A 19340-nucleotide genomic window follows, 5' to 3' on the forward strand; every position below is an offset into this window, starting at 1 on the left:
CAATGACCTGGACCTTGCCCGAGGGCCGGGGTTCAGCGCTGACAGCGGGGACAGTAAAAAGTTGATCGGCCCGCCTGTCGGATGACGCGTATCAGTTCACCGCAAGTCGGACAGGGCTCGCCCTGACGGTCGTAGACGGTGCAGGACAGTTGGAAGCAACCTGCGCCACCATCGCTATGCACGTAGTCGCGCACACTGCTGCCGCCGGCGGCGATAGCCGCTTCGAGCGTCGAGCGGATGGCGGCAGCCAATACGCGGCAACGTTCGCGGCCGATTCGACCAGCGGCGCGCAGGGGTGAAATGCCGGCGTGGAAAAGGCTCTCTGCGGCGTAGATGTTGCCGACGCCCACCACCAGTCGACCATCCATCAACAGCGGCTTGATCGCCACCCGGCGGCGCCGCGTCGCCGCGTACAGCCAGTCGCCATCAAAGCCATCCGAGAGCGGCTCGATGCCCAGCGCGGCGAGCATCGGGTGACTTTCGACCTGGCCACCTTCGTGCCAGAGCAGCGCCCCGAAGCGGCGGGGGTCGCGCAGACGCAGAACGGTCTGGGCGAACACCAGGTCTACGTGGTCATGCTTCTGCGCGGGCGTCGCCGGCAGCACCAGGCGTAGACTGCCAGACATCCCGAGGTGGAGGAGCAGCCAACCGCCCCCGGCGGCGCTCTCACAGTCAAGCAGCAGATACTTGCCACGCCGCCGGATGGCGTCTACCCGCAGTCCGGTGATCCGTGCAGCCAGCCCGCGGGGGATGTCCTGGCGCAGCTTTGGCGTACGCACGACGGCGCCGAGAATGCGTTGTCCAGACAAGTGGGGGATCAGTCCCTGACGGCTTACTTCAACTTCCGGGAGTTCTGGCATTGCTGCTACCGCGAAAAGTCCATAACATGCGCAACAAGAATTATGACGCAAACTGCCTCGTCCGTTCTCGATACTATTGGCAGCAAGCAAGGAAGCCATGAAACCGATCAAGACCACACTCCTCTGGGCCACCCTCGCGCTGGCCGTCGGCATGCCGGCCATCGCCGCCGGAGATGCCCTACCAGGAAGGCCGCAGAAACCGACGACCCGCGAGCCCCGGCGCATAGTCCCCGAAGCGGTCCAGCCGCGTTCCGGCGATAGCAGCGGCGGTGAGTTGACCGGGCAGGTGGTCTACCAGGTCTTGCTCGCCGAAGTGGCGCTGCAGCGAGGCAAGAACGACTTCGCCAGCGAGGCCTATGCCGACCTCGCGGTGCGCACCCGTGACCCGGCCATCCTCGAGCGGGCCATCGAGGTGGCAAGTTACGCCCGCCGTTTCGACCGGGTGCTTGAACTTGCCCGGTTGTGGGTTCAGATTGAACCGGAGTCGAAGCGCGCGCAAAAAGTGCTCGCCGGGGTGATGATCATGACCAATCAGCTCGATGGTCTCGCTCCGGAGTTGATTCGCATGCTGGAGGCGGACAAGGAGTCGTTGCCGGCCAACCTTCTCGCGCTCAACCGGATGTTGGCCCGCAGCCCCGATCGCCAGGCGGTCCTGCAGTTGGTCAGCAAGGTCTGCGCGCCATTCCTTGGTCTGGCCGAAGCGCACTACGCGGTCGCGGTGGCAGCCAGCTCGGCCGGGGACCAGCAGCGCGCTCTCGGCGAAGCGCGGCAAGCACTCGTGTTACGCCCCGACTGGGAGGCGGGGGCGCTGCTCGAGGCACAGATCCTGGGCAGCAAGTCCCCCGCCGAAGCCATTGCCTCGCTGCAACGCTTTGTCGACCGCTATCCGAAGGCGGTTGACGTGCAACTGAATCTGGCCCGGGCCCTGGTTGGCGAGAAGCGTTATGCCGAAGCCAAGCGACAGTTCGAGCACCTGCTCGTGGCCTACCCGAATAACCCGGACGTCGTTTTCCCGGTGGCCATCCTTGCCCTCCAGGAAAACGACCAGGCGCTTGCCGAAGCGCAACTCAAACACCTGGTGACGCTCGATCTGGCCGACAAGAGCGCGCCCTATTATTACCTGGGACAGATTGCCGAAGAACACAAAGCCAGTGACGAAGCGCTGGCCTATTATCGCCAGGTGGGTGCGGGTGAGCACTTTCTTCCGGCGCAGCTCCGTAGTGCCAGCATCCTCGCCCATCAGGGCAAGCTGGACGAAGCTCGTGCCGAGCTACGCGCGGCGGCCGAAAAGAGCCCCTCGCAGCGGCTCCAGTTGACGATCGCAGAAGCCGCCCTGTTGCGCGATGCAAAGCAGACCGAAGCCGCCTTCGATCTGCTCGAACAGGCGCTGAGCCAGCAAGCAGCGCAGCCTGATCTGCTCTATGAGTCGGCCCTGCTGGCCGAGAGGCTTGGCCGCCTCGAGGTAATGGAGACCCGTCTGCGCAAAGTGATCGAGCTGCAACCCGAGAATGCCCAGGCCTATAACGCGCTCGGCTACTCCTACGCCGATCGCAAGCTGCGGCTGCCTGAATCACGCCAGTTGATCGAAAAGGCTTCTCAGCTCGCGCCCAAAGACCCGTTCATTCTCGACAGCCTGGGCTGGGTACTTTATCGCCAGGGCGATCTCGAAGGAGCCCTGACTCACCTCCAGCGAGCCTACGCCGAACGCCCAGACCCCGAGATCGCAGCACATCTCGGTGAGGTCTTGTGGACGCTGGGCCGCAAGGACGAAGCGCGAAGCATACTGCGTGAGGCGCAGAAGAAGGATCCCTCGCATGAGGTGCTGATGGAAGCGGTGAAGAGGTTCTCGCCCTGAGCTTGCTTCCTGAAGCCGTCGCCAGCGCCGCCTTCAGGCGGAGAGGCCGCTCCCTGCTGGCACTTTGCGGGGCGCTTGCGGTGACCGCCTGCGTTTCCCCGTGGCCGCATGGCGAAGGGCAGGGGAACGCCCAGCGGGAGAGTTTGCAGGGTTTTGCGCTGGCCGGCCGCTTTGCCTTGCGTCAGGAAGGCCAGGGCTATGCCGGTCGACTGGACTGGCGACACGCCGGTGAGCGCGACGAGTTGCTTCTCTCGTCGCCCCTGGGGCAGGGAATGGCCGAGATCGTCAGTGACGCGGGCGGCGCACGTCTGACCGCCAGTGACGGCACCTCGCGCACCGCCGAGACCCCGGACGCCCTGCTGCAGTCAGTGCTGGGTTATCCCCTGCCGCTGAGCAAGCTGGTCGACTGGGTACGCGGCCGCAGTCCTGACGGCGGCAAGATCAGCGTGGACGCTCTGGGACGCCCGCTGCAGTTGCGTTACCAAGACTGGCGCATCGACTACCAGTACGACAGCGACGATCCACAGGCGCTGCCCGGGCGCCTGTTCGTCGAACGTGAAGGCATTCTCGAACTGCGCCTGCGAATCGACCAGTGGCAGGCTCTGCCTGGCGAAGACTGATCGGCGTGGAAGCCACCGCTCAATTCTGGAACTGGCAGAGCGTTTATCCAGCGCCGGCCAAGCTCAACCTCTTTCTGCATGTCGTCGGCCGCCGCGCCGATGGCTACCACTTGCTGCAAACCGTTTTTCGTTTTCTTGACCGCGGTGACAGTTTGCGTTTTGTGCCACGTTCCGACGGCGCCGTGCACCTGGTAACGCCGCTGCCCGGGGTGCCGGCGGAAAGCGATCTGACGGTTCGCGCCGCGCGTCTGTTGCAGGCGCAAACCGCTTGCCGGACAGGCGTCGACATCCGCCTGGAAAAACGACTGCCACTCGGCGGCGGCCTGGGCGGCGGTAGCTCGGATGCGGCGACGGTCCTGCTCGCGCTCAACCACCTCTGGCAGCTTGGCCTGCCCCGCCGCCGGCTGCAGGAAATCGGACTGGCGCTCGGCGCCGACGTGCCGGTCTTCGTTTTCGGGCGCAACGCTTTTGCCGAAGGCATAGGCGAGACACTGCAGGCGGTCGACGTGCCGCCAAGCTGGTATGTGGTCGTCGAACCGCCCGTCCAGGTGCCGACGGCGGCCATTTTTGGCGCCCCCGAGCTGACGCGCGATTCCCTCCCGATCAGCGCTCAGGCGTGGCGGCAGGGATTCGGCGGCAATGACCTCGAAGCGGTGGCGTGTGCTCGTTTCCCGGTCATTGCCGAGCATCTGGCCCGCCTGTCCGCCTGCTCGCCGGCTCACTCGCCAGCTCGCATGAGTGGTTCCGGCGCCTGTGTTTTCGCCGCCTTCGACCGGCGCGAGGAAGCCGAGAGCGCCCTGCAACACTTGCCCAGCGAAATGCGCGGCTGGCTGGCGGCGGGACTCGACCAGCATCCCTTGCTGGCGCTCGCCGAGTAAGTTCGCAGCGGCAAACGCCAGATTCTTCTCCCAGCGCTTTTTTTCCGGACGAATTGCCGATATAATGCGCGCCTCGTCCGCCGACATGGCGAGCGAGCGACAGCTGGGGAGTCGCCAAGTTGGTTAAGGCACCGGATTTTGATTCCGGCATTCGAAGGTTCGAATCCTTCTTCCCCAGCCATTCCATTTCTGTCAACACGGGCAGGGTGACTCACCTGCCCGTCTTGCGTTATAGGCGCCGTTGCCGTGCGCCAAGGGAAGCACACCATGGCCTACGACAGCCTGATGGTATTCACCGGCAATGCCAACCCCGCTTTGGCTGCCGACGTCGTCAAGCGTCTCAACATCTCGCTTGGCCGCGCCCATGTCGGTCGCTTTTCCGATGGCGAGATCAGTGTCGAAATCCAGGAGCACGTGCGTGGCATGGACGTGTTCATCCTGCAATCGACCTGCGCGCCGACCAACGAGAACCTGATGGAACTGCTGGTCATGGCGGACGCGCTCAAGCGCGCTTCGGCTGCCCGGATCACCGCCGCCATCCCCTATTTCGGCTATGCCCGCCAGGATCGTCGCGTGCGCTCGGCGCGTGTGCCGATCGCCGCCAAGCTGGTCGCCGACCTGCTCACCGCGGCGGGCGTACACCGCGTGTTGACCATGGATCTTCACACCGAGCAGATCCAGGGCTTCTTCAACATCCCGGTCGACAACATCTATTCGCTACCGATCATGCTCGGCGATGTCTGGAAAAGGAACTTTGACCACCTGATGGTCGTTTCTCCCGACGTCGGCGGTGTCGTCCGCGCCCGCGCGCTGGCCAAGCGTCTCGAATGCGATCTGGCGATCATCGACAAGCGCCGTCCGAAAGCCAACGTGTCGGAGGTGATGAACATCATCGGCGAGGTCGAGGGACGAACCTGCGTGATCATGGACGACCTGGTCGACACCGCCGGGACTCTGTGCAAGGCGGCCACCGCGCTGAAGGCGCACGGCGCTCGGCAGGTACTCTCGTATTGCGTGCATCCGGTCCTTTCGGGTCGAGCCGTCGCGCGGATCAATGCTTCCGATCTCGATGAACTGGTCGTCACCGATACCATCCCGCTGCGCGAAGACGCGCTGAACTCGCCGCGCATTCGGCAGCTTTCGGTCGCCGAGGTGATGGCCGAAACGATTCGCCGGATCAGCAACGAGGATTCGGTTTCCTCATTGTTCATCGAGTAGGGTGCAGCGTGCGCCCTGGTGATGAATTTCTCAACCCCCCGCCTGGTCGCGGGCGGGGTTCGTTTCAAAACAGGAGCTGTCCATGAAATTTCAACTTGAGGCGCGCCAGCGCACCTTGCAGGGGTCCGGAGCGAGCCGCCGCCTGCGCCGCGAAAAAAGAGTCCCGGCCATCGTATACGGCGGAACGGCTGCGCCACTGCTGATCGACCTCGATCACAACGAGATCCTGCTCAACCTGCGCAAGGAAGCATTCCACGCCACCGTCCTGACGCTGAATGTCGATGGTGCTGCCCAGAACGTCCTCCTGCGTGACTCGCAGATGCACCCGTGGAAGCCGCTGGTCCTGCACTGCGACTTTCAGCGTGTCGATACGGGGCACGTCATCCACCAGCATGTGCCACTGCACTTCATCAACGCCGAGATCGCACCAGGCGTCAAGATTGGCGGCGGCAGCGTCTCGCACGTGCTCAACGAGATCGAAGTGAGCTGCCTGCCGCAGGACCTGCCGTCGTACATCGAAGTCGACCTGAAGAACCTCGACACCGGCCACGCCCTGCACGTTTCCGATCTCGTCTTCCCGGCCGGAGTCAAGCCGGTGACGCACGGTGACGAAGATCACGTGGTCGCCTCAATCCCGGCCAAGAAGGGCGGCGCCGAGGCTGACGCAGCCGAGGGCGAAGAGGCGGCGGCGACCACCTAAGGGCCCGAGCTCGATGCCAGGCCGCCGTCCGGCACCCAGGTGCCCGCGGCGGCTTGTTTTTGCCCTCGCTCGATTGACCTCATGTCACCACCTCGCCTGATCGTCGGCCTCGGCAACCCCGGCGGCGAATACGAAGACAACCGGCACAATGTCGGCTTCTGGTTCGTCGACCAGCTCGCGCGTCGCTTGCAGACACCGCTGACGCCGCAAGGGAAGTTCCTCGGCCGGGTTGCCCGCGCCGGCGACCTGTGGTTGTTGCAGCCGATGACTTTCATGAACCTGTCTGGCCAGGCGGTCGCCGCGCTAAGTCGGTTCTACAAGATCACTGCCGACGAGACGCTGGTCGTACATGACGACCTCGACCTGCCGCCGGGGGGAATTCGCCTCAAGCAGGGCGGCGGCAATGGTGGCCACAATGGCCTGAAGGATATTCAGGCGCACCTGGCGACGCCCGAGTTCTGGCGTCTGCGTCTGGGAATCGGCCATCCCGGCGAACGCGACGCGGTCGTCGGCTACGTTCTCAGGGCGCCAAGGTGTGAGGAGCAGGAGCTGATCGAGCGCGCCATCGACCGCTGTCTGCTGGCCTGGCCGGAACTCGCCGCCGGCGACTACGCTGCCGCGCAGCGGCAGTTGCACGTCAAGATCGTTTCAACCTAGGAATCCGAATGAGCCTCCAATGCGGAATCGTCGGTCTGCCGAACGTCGGCAAATCCACGCTGTTCAATGCCCTGACCAAAGCGGGAATCGCCGCCGAGAACTACCCTTTCTGTACCATTGAGCCCAACGTCGGCATCGTCGAAGTGCCCGATCCGCGCCTCGCAGATCTCGCCGCGATCGTCAAGCCGCAACGCATCCAGCCGGCGATCGTCGAGTTCGTCGACATCGCCGGCCTGGTCGCCGGCGCCTCGAAGGGAGAAGGTCTGGGCAACAAGTTTCTCGCCAACATTCGCGAAACCGACGCCATCGTCAGCGTCGTCCGCTGCTTCGAGGACGAAAACGTCGTCCATGTCTCGGGCCGCGTCGATCCGCTATCGGACATCGAGACGATCCTCACCGAACTGGCGCTCGCCGATCTGGCGGCCGTCGAGCGCACGCTCAACCGCGAGAGCAAGAAAGGCAGGGCCGGCGACAAGGACGCGCAGAAGCTGGCCGGCGTTCTCGAACGTCTGCTGCCGCATCTCAACGAAGGCAATCCGGCCCGCACGCTGTCATTGCCCGCTGACGAGAAGGATCTGCTCAAACCGCTGTGCCTGCTGACCATCAAGCCGACGATGTACGTCGGCAACGTCCTCGAAGACGGTTTCGAGAACAATCCGCACCTCGACCGCCTGCGCGAACATGCTGCCGCCGAAGGTGCGCCGGTGGTCGCCCTGTGTGCCAAGATAGAAGCCGAACTCGGTGATCTCGACGACGACGACAAGCAGGCCTTCCTCGCCGACCTCGGCCTCGAAGAACCGGGGTTGAATCGCCTGGTTCGCGCGGCCTACCAGTTGCTCGGTCTGCAGACCTACTTCACAGCCGGCGTCAAGGAGGTGCGCGCGTGGACCATCCACGTCGGCGATACCGCGCCCCAGGCCGCCGGCGTCATCCACACCGACTTCGAGCGAGGCTTCATCCGCGCACAGACGATCGCGCTCACCGACTTTCTCGCCTACAAGGGCGAGCAGGGCGCCAAGGAAGCCGGCAAGATGCGCGCCGAAGGCAAGGAATACGTCGTCAAGGACGGCGACGTGCTGAATTTTCTGTTCAACGTGTAAAGGCCTGGCGCATTGTTTTTCGACGCGCTTCCTGTCCGATATAGGGAGGCTCTGGTCGCTCGATAGCGGCGCTGCGTCGCAAGCCGCGGCCGTCGCAAACCGGCCCGCTACCGGCTTTGTTCGTGGCCTGCACCCGGTATTCCAGCGGCAGTCCGTCGTTGATCGGCGGGCGATTGGCGGGTGGTCTATTGCTCAGGCGCTGCAACGGAACGCTTCCTGCGCGCCAGAAAATTGCGAAAGAGGTAATCGTTGTTGAGGATGTGGTCGACCAGCCATCTCTTGACGAACTTCATCGTATCCATCTCGAGGTGGAGATTCTTGTCTTCGAACGACTGGCAAAGCCTGAAGATGGTGTCAATCATCGCTTCATGAATTTGCTGGTGCTCGGCAAGCCCGGGGAAGCCGGCATCGAGCATGATGGCTTCCTCGTGCTGGAAGTGCACTTGCGCATAGGCCACCAGTTGATTGAGCAGGCGAGCAATGGACCGATGGTCACGTCTTTCGATCCAGTGGTCATGAAATGCGTTGATCAGACGAAATAACTCACGGTGTTCGCCATCGATGAGATCATTGCCGATCAAGTACTGGTTGGACCAGGAAAGCAGTGCCATGGGGCCATTCTCCGCAGTGTGGTTACTATTTTTCAGGATACTCCGTTGCTCTTGCGGATGAAAGCTGCGGTGAGCAGCGGGATAAGCATGGTCACCGGTCAGCGACAACAACCGCAACCGGTTGACCGGTTCCCGGTGCTTTTCAAACGCCGTCGGGCACGAATGGCAGCCCTGTCGCTTGGTCGTTCTTCCCGCGTGTTATGATGGAAAGGCGGCTCTGGACACGGTCGCCGGGAAATTTGCCGGCAAGCAGGCGAGGAAGCAAATGCGTACCGCGATAGCCTACGAACTCGATGCCAGTCAGTATGCGGCGCTACTGAAACACAACCAGCAGCGTCTCATGCACCAGCGATCGTCGCTTGGTCGCCGGTCAATCTATCAGGCAACCTTGTTCCTGGTCTGCCTGGCCGTCGGTCTGCTCCTTGGCGAGGGCTGGTTCGGCAGTGGCGAGGGGAAGTGGTCGGCGTTGATGTTGCTCGTCGGCATCTTGCTTCTCGGCGTCCAGCACGCACTGTTCCAGAACAAGCTGTTGCGCGGGATAGCCGAAAGAAGCTGTCTTGTACGCGGGCCACGCGTTCTGCACGTCGCCGACGATGGCTTGCGCTGGGCAAGCGGCAACGGCGAAAGCGAAAGCTTCGTTGCCTGGCCAGCGATACGCTCGCTGGAAACGGTCAACGAGCATCTCCTGATCTACCTCGACGACGTCAGCTTCATCCCCGTGCCGGCAAACGCTTTTACTTCGGCTGCCGAGCAAGCCGAACTCGTCGCGCTGCTGCGGCAGCGAATCGCGGGCATAGCCGCTGCGACCGCTGAACTCGTCGAACCCGTGGCTGCGCCGCGCGACTTGCCGGCCGTCGACGCAGGGTCCTCAGTATCATCCTGCAACTTGCCCGGCTGGCGCGGGTTCGTTCTGAATGTTCGGCTGGGTCTTCGTCTGGCCGCATTCCTGCCCTTGCCGTCCGAGCGCCAGCCTGGCTCATGGTCGCAGTTCATCGCCTTGACGGCGCTCGGTGTCGTCTTGCCGGTCATCGAGGCACTGATTCGCGTCGGGGCGGACGGCGTGTTTTCTGAAGAGGCCTTACCCGGCGCGTTGTTTCACGTGCCCTTGATGCTTTTTGCCGCCTGGGGGGTGGCTCTCCTTGCCGGGCGTCTGCGGCAGACGCTGGCCTTGCTGGTGATGCTGGCGGCACTGACTGTCGTCGTCGAAGCCGCCTACCTGCTGCTCTTCGACGCGGCTGTCGCGGCGACCGGTCTGCTGCCGAAAGCGTGGCGCAACGCTATCTACTACGTGCCGCAGTGGTGGGTCGCTCTGGCCTTCGCCAGCGGGTCGATCCGTCTCCTGGCGTTACCGGCCAGCCGCTGGGGGCCGACCGCGCTCGTTGCGGCCGTGCTCCTGGGTTTGCCACCCAGCGTCGTGTACCACGACCGCTCGCTATGGACCGAAGCTCCGCACGAGCAGGCGGGCGGCGACTTCGACCGCAACTACCTGGCACTGCTCGGCGAAGATGCTTTCTACCTGCAACCACGACTGCTCGAGCGTGAATTGGCCGCCCTCAAGCCCGGGCGGCCAGGCGTCACCGATCTGTACTTCGTCGGCGCTGCGGGCTATTCCGGGCAGGACGTTTTCATGCGCGAGGTGCGTTCGGTCGCCGACATGTTCCGCGAACGCTTCGCTACCGAGGGACGTTCGGTCCTCCTGATCAACAACCCGAAGAGTGTCGCCGAATCGCCGATTGCCAGCGTAACCAGCCTCGGCCTGACGCTGCGGAGAATCGGCGAGATCATGGATCGCGACGAGGACATCCTCTTCCTCTTCCTCACCTCGCATGGCTCGAAGGATCACAGGTTTGCCCTCGACTTCTGGCCCTTGCGGTTCAACACGCTCGATCCCAAACGCTTGCGCGAGTTGCTCGACGAATCGGGGATCAAGCGTCGCGTCGTGGTCATCTCGGCGTGCTATTCCGGCGGCTTCATCGATGCTCTGAAAGACGACAACACGCTGGTGATTGCTGCGGCTGCGCCGGACAAGAATTCCTTTGGCTGCAGCAACGAGGCCGATTTCACCTATTTTGGCAAAGCCTATTTCGACGAAGCGTTGCGCCAGACGTATTCGTTCGTCGAAGCCTTCAAAATAGCCCGGCCGCTCATCGCCGTGCGCGAGAGCAAGGAGGACTTCCTCGAGTCCGACCCACGCCTCTACCTTGGCGAAGCCATCCGGCGCCCGCTCGAAGCATTCGCCCTGGCGAGGCAGGCAGAGGCAGAGCAGCGGACAGTGAGGCGGCGTTGCGCGAGGTCTACCTCGACCTGTGGCGACAGAAGTTGCCCGAGCGCGGCATGTCCGCCGCTTTGAAGCTGTTCCGGACGCCGGCCGGACGGCGCTGGATCGCCGCGCAGAACGAAGTCGCGCGTGCCGCGCCGCAGCGCATCGGCGAAACGCGAACGCACCTCCTCGCCGCGGGCCTGCGCCGGCTGCAAGCCGAACAAGCGCGCATCATGGAGTCGTATCGGCGGGATAGCGGGAAAGGTGGCGATCAGCGAGCGGCCGGGCAGGAAAATCCCTGATCCGCCGACGATCGGGCGCTTGCACACACTAGGCTCAAGGCTTGCAATTCAGCATTGGCAAGGAATTCCCGAGGCAACTCGTGGTTGCGGCTTGATCCAGGCTCATATACCCTTGCCGGCACCGCTGTAGGTTCTATCCTTACTGCGCACCGCGCTGACCTTGGGCCTAAGCGACCCACCGGATTGCAGCGAGCGCGGCATGCGCTTGGACTTTCCGCCTCGCTTCCTCGGCAGGCCAGTGTTTTGCCCCACGCTGCACGCGCTGCGCGGAGAGTCGTACTTTCATCATCCTGATTCCGGAGACCGCATGGAGCTGCTCAGCGCCGAAGAAATCTCGACTGCCCGCGCCGTCGTGGCCGCGATGCAAGCGCCGACGCCCACCCTGCGCTGGCCGCTGCTCGATATCCGGCTTGGGCTACGGGCCTGGGTCAAGCACGAAAACCACAGCCGCGTCGGCGCGTTCAAGCTGCGCGGCGGAGCGGTCTATCTGCATGAACTGATGCAGCGCGAACCCAGGCTCAACGGCGTGATCAGTGCGACCCGCGGCAACCACGGTCAATCGATCGCCCTGGCTGCCGCGAGCCACGGCATTGGCGCCACGATCGTCGTTCCGCATGGCAATTCGGTGGAGAAGAATGCCGCCATGCGCGCGCTCGGCGCTACGCTGATCGAGCACGGTGATGACTTCCAGCAGGCGCGCGAGCATGCGGCACGACTGGCCATCGAGTGCGGCCTCCATTTCGTTCCCAGCTTCCACCGCGACCTGGTGCGCGGTGTGGCCAGCTACTGGATGGAGTTCTTCGAAGCCAGCGCGGCTGACCCGCCCGAGGTAGTTTTCGTTCCGATCGGCCAGGGATCGGGGATCAGTGCCTGCGCCTGCGCGCGGGCGGTGCTCGGCGCCAAGACGCGGATCGTCGGTGTCGTCTCGGCGCACGCCACTGCCTATCGCGACAGCTTCCGCGCCGGTCATGTGGTCGAGGTGCCGGTTACCACGCAGCTTGCCGACGGCATGGCCTGCCGCGTGCCCGACGATGAGGCGCTGGCCTTGATTCGCAGCGAGGTGGACGACGTGCTCGCAGTCACCGACGACGAAGTGGCGCAGGCCATGCGTGCGCTGTTCGCCGACACCCACAACGCGGCCGAAGGCGCCGGCGCCGCGTCGCTGGCCGGCGTGCTGCAGCAGCGCGGCCGCTGGGCCGGGCGCAGCGTTGGCATCACGCTGTGCGGGGGCAACGTCGACAGCGCCGTATTCGCACGCGTGCTGGCTGGCGCGGCGGCGTAGGCTGCGCGCCTCGCTTTGCTTCCCACGCTTGGCACTGGGCCAGCACTGTATTGTCTCTGGGCAACGGTCGCCATTGGCCTGTCGATTGCCCTGTCCGGCCTCTCGCCCGAGAGCGTCACTCGCCTGTGGGTGATCGTGCTACTCCTGGGCAGGTCTCTCGGGTTCGCCGCAGACTGACCCGCGATCCCGTGTCGTGTGCGGTTCTTTTTGGCGCCACCCTCATTGCGTGCCCGGCAAACGTGCTCGCTGCTCTTCACGCGGATCGCCCCGCTTCTCATTGGGCCGGCCACCTCCCGGCTGGTGTTCGCCGCCCGGCCGCTCTCGCTGCACGGGAGTATCCACCCTGCCCGGAGCGGTCGGTGCTCGCTCCGGCTGGCGAGGTTCGGTCCTCTCCGGTCTCGTCACAGTCGCTGGCCGTGCGGCTTCCACCGGCAGGCGCTCCAGGCGTTGGGGTGCGGCCACGGTCGGTGGCGGCGTGGCGGCTGCAGGATGCTGGCCTGCTGCCTCGGTTCGCGGCAATGGCAAGGGCGCTGGCGCCGCCACGGGGCGACGCTCCACGCCTGGTGCGCTCATCGCCGGTGCCCGGCCTGGCTCCTGCGCGGAAGGCGCCAGACGCCGATCTCTCCCTTCGAACGCTGGTGGCGCGGGCGGCCGCTCACCGGCATCGGCAGAGCGCTCGCGGCGCTCGGGCGCAGGCGTAGGCAAGCGTCCTTGATCCCTTCGCTCACCGGGAATCACCGGCGACGCGCCAGGTCCCATCGGCGACGCCGGTACGGCAAGCGGCGGCCTGGCATCCGGGCGACGGGCGCCGCTCGACGCGGCTTCCGGGCGCGGCTGAGCCACTGGCTGGTGCGGCAGCGCATCTCGCGCCCCCGGCGGGAATGCGGCTTCGGCTGGCGGCACAGGCCTGGGCGCGGGTGTCGGCATGGTCGGCCGGGAAATGGGTGCCGATAGGCGAACCGGTGTCGGAAGCTGTGTGGGGGCCGGTGGCGGAACTACCCCCGTAGGCCGTGGCGACGGGGCCAACGCTGGCGGTGGGGTCGACGAGCCGGCGGCTGCCGGTGACGCCAAGGCAGCAGGCGGAGGTGCTTGCCGCGCGTCGCCACGCCTGCCCGGCGGCTGACCGTCAGCGGGAGGGCCACCGACCGGTCGCTGCGACCGTTCGTCTGGCGACTGCATCTGAGCCGCCCGGCGACGGTCCTCTTCACGGCCGAGCCCGGTAACCGGTGCCCGCACCTGCACCGGCTGGCTGCTCAATACGGCACGATCCGCTGGCCCAATCGTCGACTCGCGAACCGGGCGGCGCTGCCCCATCGCCTCCTCGGGAATCGCCGTCACCGCTTGCGGCAGGCGGTGATTGGCATAGCGCGTACGCGCTGCCACCGCGTCCGGGTTCATGGTGATCTCCGTCAGGTGGGTGTTATTCGTGACATGCGGGGAATTGACGTCGCGCAGGTGTTGCGGACTGCTGCGGTAGCCCGGAATATAGACTTCGCGCGGCGCCAGGGGAAACCAGCCGACGGCGGGGCGGGCGCCACCCGGCGCCGACACGGCGGTGCTCGACCCACCCACCCAGGCCACGAGTGCCGGGGCGTAGACCGGTCGTGCCAACCGGTTGCCCGGGACCCATCCCCAGGCGCCACGGAAGTACGCCCAACGTCCATAATGGAAGGGCGCAAAGCCCCAGCTTTCGTCGCCCACCCAGGTCCAGCCCCAGGGCTCGACCCACGCCCAGCGGCCGGCGCGGTATGGAGCCCAGTCAGCGGCCACTGAACGTGGGAACCAGACGGGACCGTAGTCTGGCGTCTGGTACCAGTCGCCATGAGCGTCGAGGTCTGCGGCACCGGTCATCTCAGTGGACACGTAACGAGGCGGGCCTGCAGAGCCGTACTGCCGGTCGCGATCGGAACTCCAGGCGGCAAACTCGTCATCGACCGGCACATAGATCTGGGACTGGGTCCGCCCGTTATTCCAGATGCGGGCACTCTGGCCGGTGCTGATGAGGAGCGGAGTGTCCGCTTCCGTTGCGACGAAGCGGACTCCTCCACTATAGGCCGTTGCAGCCACGCTGGAGCGGTCGACGTCGAAGCGATAGCGACCCGCCGCACGCACCTCGAAACGCCCTGCACGTGTCGCGAGATCGAACTCTCGCGCCGCTTCAGGGGAAAGGAAGCGGGCGATGACACTGCCATCGCGCAAACGCAGCGCAAGTCGCCGGTCGTCAAGCTGGACGAACTCCAGCACGGTTCCGGCGTCGAGCTGGAGCAGGGTCGAGCCGATCTGCACCTCGGCGCGGCCTCCGGCACCGGTCGACAGAGTGTCGCCACTGGTCAGCGGCCAGTTGAGTAAGGCAGCGCTCGACTCGCCGCTCTCCGCCCGGTGCAGATAGACCGACCCGAACAGCCAGGCGATTCTCCCGACCCGGCCAGACGGATCGGCGGCCAGCGACGACATCGCCAGGAATGAGAGCAGCAGAAAGGCGAGAGAACGGCAGGCGCGGCGCACGGTGGCAAGGCAAGGAGGCATGGCTTCTGATCCCGAAGGTTGCGGCAAGCAAGGTGCCGACCAGAGGATTAACTCTTGACGGGACCTTTGGTCCGACGGCAAACACAGTCTGTCACAAAATTGCCACGCTCGCTGCAGTGAGGCTCAGGAAGAGTCCCTTTGAATCGGCCTTCTCGATTGCCTGGTAGTGCTGATCGTACATCTCGAATCCGATGAGGCAATCCGCATCATTTCCATTCGCAGGGCGGACAGCGATGAGACAGACCTCTTCCACACTACCCAAGTCAAGCAGCTTGGTCGACAGGAAACGCTGATGTTCGCCGCGCAGGAGAATGGCCACGAGAATGGGCACATCGGCGCCTGAGCAAAGCACAGCGTGCCCAACGAATGCTCAAGCGCAAGTCGGAGCAAAAGCCGCTTCGGGATTGGCCGCCGGCCCCTTGCCGCTCCAGTACGGCGAGAGCTGGCGCAATTGGGCAATGATCGCCGGGACGGTTTCGATGACCCGATCGACCTCGGCTTCGGTGTTGTAGCGCGACAGCGAGAAGCGGATGGTGCCGTGCGCTGCGGTGTAGGGAATTCCCTTTGGCCGCGGCCATTGCGGCCATTTCTAGGACCGGAAGAAGCGTTCCGGTTTCATTGTTGGCCCACGTCATCGAGACGATGGCGACTCGGTCGTGCAGCAGCGAGCGATATTCATCGACGTCGACGTGGCCTTTCTTGTCCACCCTGAGCTTGTGCACGATGTAGCCTTCCTTTTCCAGCCACTCGCAGAGCGTCAGGATCGCCGGGTGCTCGACGACACTGGTGATCACCGTGTTACGCTCGGGCTGCGCTTTCAGCGCCGAGAGAGTGGCCGTGGCGTCGGACTCAGTGCCGCAGGAAGTGAAAATGATCTCCGAATCGTGCTCGGCACCGAGCAGCGCCTGCACCTGAGCGCGCGCCTTCTTGAGCGCCTTGCCCACTTCGCTGCCGAAGGCATGAATCGACGACGCGTTGCCGAAGTGCTCGGTGAAGAAGGGCAGCATCGCCTCGACCACGGCCGGGTCGCAGCGTGTGGTGGCGTTGTTGTCCGGATAAATGGGTTCCATGGCGGGGTCCTTCGCGTATGGGCGGTCAGTGAGCAGGGAAATTCATTCTCAGGCTTCGGCCGGCATGAGCGAAACGGGCAGCACCTGCACTAGCTCACCGAGCGTCTCGATCATCTTCTGCTGGATTCCGCCTAGCGTCGCGACTTCCATCATGCAACCCGAACAAGCGCCCTTCAGCGTGACGTAGATCTTCTTGCCCTGCACGTCGGCCAGTTCGACGTCGCCGTGGTCGCGTTGCAGCATCGGCCGAACCGATTCGAGGACTTCCTCGATGCCTTCGTGGCAGGACGTGCAGCCACCCCCCGCTTTGGTGTAGAAAGTGACCTGCTCGACGGTGTTGAGGCTGTTGGCCTTGACCACGTCTTCAATCTTCACGGCATCGACGGCGAAGCACTTGCAGATCAGCGCGCCTTCTTCGTGATCATCGGACCAGACCTCTCCGCGGTAATTGGCGATCTCCGCCTGCAACGCCTCACGGCCCATCACCGAACAGTGCATCTTTTCCGGCGGCAGACCGTCGAGGTAGTCGGCAATGTTCTGGTTCGAGACTTCCAGTGCATGGTCTACGGTACCCCTTGATGATCTCGGTCAGTGTCGACGATGAGGCGATCGCCGAACCGCAACCGAAGGTCTGGAAATGCGCGTCTTCGATGATTTCGCTCTCGTCATTGACCTTGAGCATCAGCCGGAGAGCGTCGCCGCACTGGATCGAACCGACGTCGCCGATACCGTTGGCGTCCTTCAGGGGCCCCGAGTTGCGCGGGTTGAAGAAGTGTTCGCGAACCTTTGCAGTCCATGGCGTTGGCCAGTGACATGACCATCATGTTGTCGGTTCGAGGGCCACGGCGAGGATCTTGTCGACTTTATCCTTCATCTTCGACAGGCTGGCGAAGCCGAAGCGATGGACGTCGCGCAGCGTGCGATCGACGGCCACCAGCTTGCCGACGGTGATCACGGCGCGGCCGAAACCCTCGTGCGTCAGATGCACCAGCGGCACGGCAAGCAGCTTGCATTCCTTCTCGATGAGCACTGAAATGGCGTTGTAGAAGGCCTTGACGCGCGAGATTGTTTCGTCGTCCGGGTCGCCGATCAGCGGAATCCCTGCCTTGCGTTCGCGGGTCAGCACGTAGGGGTCGAGGACTTTTTCGACGCTCCAGTCACTGTAGGTGCCGTAGGTGTCGAGGGCGCGCATCTGGCGAGCCATTTCCCTGACGAAATCGGTTTCGAAGACTGGATCAACGGTCATGGCGCAACTCCTGCGGAGAAAGGTTGAAAGGCTTGGCAATTCCGGCAATCGGCGAACGGTTGAGCGGGTGAATCAGTTGTGGGACCGGCAGCAGGCCGGGAAGCCTGGCGATCACCAAGCGGGCGGTGAAGAGCGCGCCGAGAAAGCCGCTCAGCGCGCCCAGCGCGGTGGCACCGTCGCTGCCATCGAACATGGCGCCGGACCAGGCGCCGAGGAGCATGGCGAAGGCCGGGAAAAGATAGCCGAGGAGCGCGCCAAGGGTCAGACGGCTTTCCGGCAGCACGATGCTGACCGCGTCTCCGGCCCTGATCTCGGCGCTCACCGGCAGCGTCAGCAAGGTCGTGGCGCGCCCGCTGGCCATCTTGCCGATGCCACAACTGCTGCCCTGGCCGCAGGAAGAGCAGCCGGTAGTGGCCATGGCGACGATGGCCATGTCGCCTTCGACGCGCTGGACGATGCCGCGATGTTCGATCGTTCTGGCGCTCATCCTTGCCAGCCCTCCTCTGCCATGCGCGCGAAGCTGGCGACATCAAAGAGGGCCTGCCGTGTACCACGGTAGCCCACCTAGGTGCGGGCATGTGCGCCCACGTGGTCGTACTGCGGGAAGCCGGCGCGCAACAGCGGCAGACCGAGTCGCCGTGCGCTCTCAACGGTGTGCGAACTGGCGATCACGAGCTGCGCGCCAGCCGCGCGCGCGTCTTTCTCCAGCTCTTCCAGATCGCCGACGATGACCGTTGGGATCGGCAGATGGGCCAGGCTTTCCGCCTTCGCTGGGCTGACCGCGGTAACGATCTCGGCGCGTGGCGTACCGCCGATGGTCAGCGGCGAAAACTCCGCGTCGATCAGGTGGCCGTCGAGCGAATCACCGATGTCCGGAACGATGACCGCCGAGAGAGCGAAGGCTTCGATCCACTCTCTGATGGCCTCGATATCGCCCGGTGTCAACATCGCCGAGGCGAGCACATTGATCTGCTGCCGGCGTTGTCCCGCGCTCCGGGTCTCGGGCACCAGCGTCTCGATCAGTGCTTCTATCGCCAGCGCTTTCTTCGAATGGACGATTTCAGCCACCTGTGCCTTCCCAGCTCACGCCGCCAGTACGCTGCCCGCTGGCGCGCGCCCATGGCGCCGGCTTGCGGACCGCTTCCCAGACCGGGCTTTCGATCGACAGCGCCAACTGGCGAGCCAGTTCGACCATTCCGTCGTAGCCGGCATAGCCGGCATAGCCGAATTCTCGCTCCTGGTTGATATCGAGGAAGGGAATCGGCGCCTTGAGCGCCGTATAAAGGTTGCGCCCGCCGGCGATCAGGATATCGGCCCGGTATTCGCGGTAGATCGACAGCAGTACCGTCGGGCTACCGTCGTCGATCATGCGGGCGCTCTCGCCCATCAGTTCGCGGATGCGCGCCTTGTCTTCCTCAGTGGACTTCTTGGTGCCGGTGGCGACGACCGTCATCCCCAGATCCTGCAGCGCGGAAACGATCGACCACGACTTGACCCCGCCGGTGTAGAGCAGCACCCGCTTGCCCTGCAGGCGTTGCCGCCAGGGGGCGAGCGCGGCCTGCGAGCGGGCTTCCTCGCGGGCAATCAGCGCTTCGGTGCGGGCCGTCAGATCCGCGTCGCTGATCAGCCTGGCAAAAATCGCGCAGTGCGTTGGACATGCCCTGCACGCCGTAGAACCCGGCGGCATCGACCGGCACGACCGGCGTTCCCCAGCGTTCGGCGGCGGCCTTGCAGACCGCTTCGACATCGTCGCCGATCAGCGCCGGAACGCAGGTGTTGTAGACAAAGACCGCCGCCGGCGAATAACTGTCGACCGCCTGTTTGATCGCGTGGAGCAAGCGCTTTTCGCCGCGGCCCATGACCACATCGGTCTCCGACAGATCCGTGGTCATGCCGATGCGGTACAGGCTGACCGCCGACGAACGCGTGCCGCGGTTGTCCCACGATGAGCCTGCGCAGGCAATCGGGCCATGCACGATGTGAGCGACGTCGGCGATGGGCAACAAAGTGATCTGCGCGCCGTCGAAGGAACAGCCGCCCGCCGTGGCGCCTGGCTTTGGTCGCGCGCAGGCCGACTTGTCCTTCTCGTTGTGGCTACAGGCCGGCTCGTCGAGCAGCGCCTGGATCTCGCTGGCTTTCATGCAGTTCTCCAGAT

The 19340-nt window shown here is 64.5% G+C and carries 17 protein-coding genes, 1 tRNA gene and 3 pseudogenes; 11 read left to right on the forward strand and 10 right to left on the reverse strand.

Annotation, left to right across the window (positions count from 1 at the left end):
• Positions 1–32: 32 nt before the first annotated feature.
• The gene (gene mutM, locus ACCAA_RS14175; RefSeq protein WP_186407894.1) at positions 33–860 is read right to left on the reverse strand and encodes a bifunctional DNA-formamidopyrimidine glycosylase/DNA-(apurinic or apyrimidinic site) lyase; all 828 of its coding nucleotides are present in this window, start codon (positions 858–860) and stop codon (positions 33–35) included.
• 97 nt (positions 861–957) lie between these two features.
• On the opposite strand from mutM, the gene ACCAA_RS14180 reads away from it, so the two are divergent.
• The 8 genes from ACCAA_RS14180 (at position 958) to ychF (ending at position 7888) form a co-directional block, all read left to right on the forward strand.
• Positions 958–2715, forward strand: a complete 1758-nt coding sequence (locus tag ACCAA_RS14180; protein ID WP_186407895.1) for a tetratricopeptide repeat protein — start codon at positions 958–960, stop codon at positions 2713–2715.
• An 80-nt stretch (positions 2716–2795) separates the two neighbouring features.
• Positions 2796–3335: a lipoprotein insertase outer membrane protein LolB gene (lolB, locus tag ACCAA_RS14185; protein ID WP_186407896.1), complete on the forward strand. Its 540-nt coding sequence runs from the start codon at positions 2796–2798 to the stop codon at positions 3333–3335.
• Between the two features lie 5 nt (positions 3336–3340).
• Complete coding sequence (gene ispE / locus ACCAA_RS14190) at positions 3341–4213, forward strand: 4-(cytidine 5'-diphospho)-2-C-methyl-D-erythritol kinase (protein WP_186407897.1); 873 nt, start codon at positions 3341–3343, stop codon at positions 4211–4213.
• Positions 4214–4317: 104 nt separating this feature from the next.
• Positions 4318–4394: transfer RNA gene (locus ACCAA_RS14195), tRNA-Gln, on the forward strand.
• Between the two features lie 86 nt (positions 4395–4480).
• Positions 4481–5431, forward strand: coding sequence for a ribose-phosphate pyrophosphokinase (locus ACCAA_RS14200; protein WP_186407898.1), 951 nt, complete (start codon positions 4481–4483; stop codon positions 5429–5431).
• A gap of 82 nt (positions 5432–5513) precedes the next feature.
• Positions 5514–6131, forward strand: a complete 618-nt coding sequence (locus tag ACCAA_RS14205; RefSeq protein ID WP_186407899.1) for a 50S ribosomal protein L25/general stress protein Ctc — start codon at positions 5514–5516, stop codon at positions 6129–6131.
• Between the two features lie 81 nt (positions 6132–6212).
• Positions 6213–6788 (forward strand): aminoacyl-tRNA hydrolase, encoded by a 576-nt coding sequence (pth, locus tag ACCAA_RS14210; protein WP_186407900.1) that lies wholly within the window; start codon positions 6213–6215, stop codon positions 6786–6788.
• 8 nt (positions 6789–6796) lie between these two features.
• Positions 6797–7888 (forward strand): redox-regulated ATPase YchF, encoded by a 1092-nt coding sequence (ychF, locus tag ACCAA_RS14215; RefSeq protein WP_186407901.1) that lies wholly within the window; start codon positions 6797–6799, stop codon positions 7886–7888.
• A gap of 185 nt (positions 7889–8073) precedes the next feature.
• Here the strand turns inward: ychF and ACCAA_RS14220 are convergent, their stop codons facing one another.
• Positions 8074–8607, reverse strand: coding sequence for a bacteriohemerythrin (locus tag ACCAA_RS14220; RefSeq protein ID WP_186407902.1), 534 nt, complete (start codon positions 8605–8607; stop codon positions 8074–8076).
• A gap of 157 nt (positions 8608–8764) precedes the next feature.
• Here ACCAA_RS14220 and ACCAA_RS14225 point away from each other — a divergent pair, with 157 nt between their 5' ends.
• From ACCAA_RS14225 to ACCAA_RS14235, 3 genes are all read left to right on the forward strand, one after another.
• A complete protein-coding gene (locus ACCAA_RS14225) occupies positions 8765–10849 on the forward strand; it encodes a C13 family peptidase (protein ID WP_186407903.1) in 2085 nt (694 codons plus the stop codon).
• The gene (locus ACCAA_RS14230; RefSeq protein ID WP_222104812.1) at positions 10834–11061 is read left to right on the forward strand and encodes a hypothetical protein; all 228 of its coding nucleotides are present in this window, start codon (positions 10834–10836) and stop codon (positions 11059–11061) included. The genes ACCAA_RS14225 and ACCAA_RS14230 overlap by 16 nt, the downstream gene beginning before the upstream one ends.
• Positions 11062–11368: 307 nt before the next feature.
• Positions 11369–12343 carry a threonine dehydratase gene (locus ACCAA_RS14235; protein WP_186407905.1) on the forward strand — a complete coding sequence of 325 codons (975 nt, stop codon included), beginning with the start codon at positions 11369–11371 and terminating at the stop codon, positions 12341–12343.
• 219 nt (positions 12344–12562) lie between these two features.
• Here ACCAA_RS14235 and ACCAA_RS22515 read toward each other — a convergent pair whose 3' ends face one another.
• The 8 genes and pseudogenes from ACCAA_RS22515 to ACCAA_RS14275 all read right to left on the reverse strand — a co-directional run bounded on the left by ACCAA_RS22515 (position 12563) and on the right by ACCAA_RS14275 (position 19326).
• On the reverse strand, positions 12563–14869 hold the full coding sequence (locus ACCAA_RS22515; protein ID WP_186407906.1) for a FecR family protein: 2307 nt from the start codon (positions 14867–14869) through the stop codon (positions 12563–12565).
• A 91-nt stretch (positions 14870–14960) separates the two neighbouring features.
• The gene (locus tag ACCAA_RS14245; RefSeq protein WP_186407907.1) at positions 14961–15200 is read right to left on the reverse strand and encodes a hypothetical protein; all 240 of its coding nucleotides are present in this window, start codon (positions 15198–15200) and stop codon (positions 14961–14963) included.
• Between the two features lie 39 nt (positions 15201–15239).
• Positions 15240–15939, reverse strand: a pseudogene (locus ACCAA_RS14250) (cysteine desulfurase family protein).
• A gap of 48 nt (positions 15940–15987) precedes the next feature.
• Positions 15988–16684, reverse strand: a pseudogene (nifU, locus tag ACCAA_RS14255) (Fe-S cluster assembly protein NifU).
• Positions 16685–16759: 75 nt separating this feature from the next.
• Complete coding sequence (locus tag ACCAA_RS14260) at positions 16760–17185, reverse strand: NifX-associated nitrogen fixation protein (protein WP_186407908.1); 426 nt, start codon at positions 17183–17185, stop codon at positions 16760–16762.
• The gene (locus ACCAA_RS14265; protein ID WP_186407909.1) at positions 17175–17672 is read right to left on the reverse strand and encodes a SoxR reducing system RseC family protein; all 498 of its coding nucleotides are present in this window, start codon (positions 17670–17672) and stop codon (positions 17175–17177) included. Before ACCAA_RS14265 ends, ACCAA_RS14260 begins: the two co-directional genes overlap by 11 nt.
• A gap of 77 nt (positions 17673–17749) precedes the next feature.
• Positions 17750–18253, reverse strand: a complete 504-nt coding sequence (locus ACCAA_RS14270; protein ID WP_186407910.1) for a nitrogenase component 1 — start codon at positions 18251–18253, stop codon at positions 17750–17752.
• Positions 18246–19326, reverse strand: a pseudogene (locus tag ACCAA_RS14275) (nitrogenase component 1). The gene ACCAA_RS14270 and the pseudogene ACCAA_RS14275 overlap by 8 nt, the downstream one beginning before the upstream one ends.
• Positions 19327–19340: the final 14 nt, after the last annotated feature.

This window comes from Candidatus Accumulibacter aalborgensis, from assembly GCF_900089955.1.
GTDB classification, from domain to species: Bacteria; Pseudomonadota; Gammaproteobacteria; order Burkholderiales; family Rhodocyclaceae; genus Accumulibacter; species Accumulibacter aalborgensis.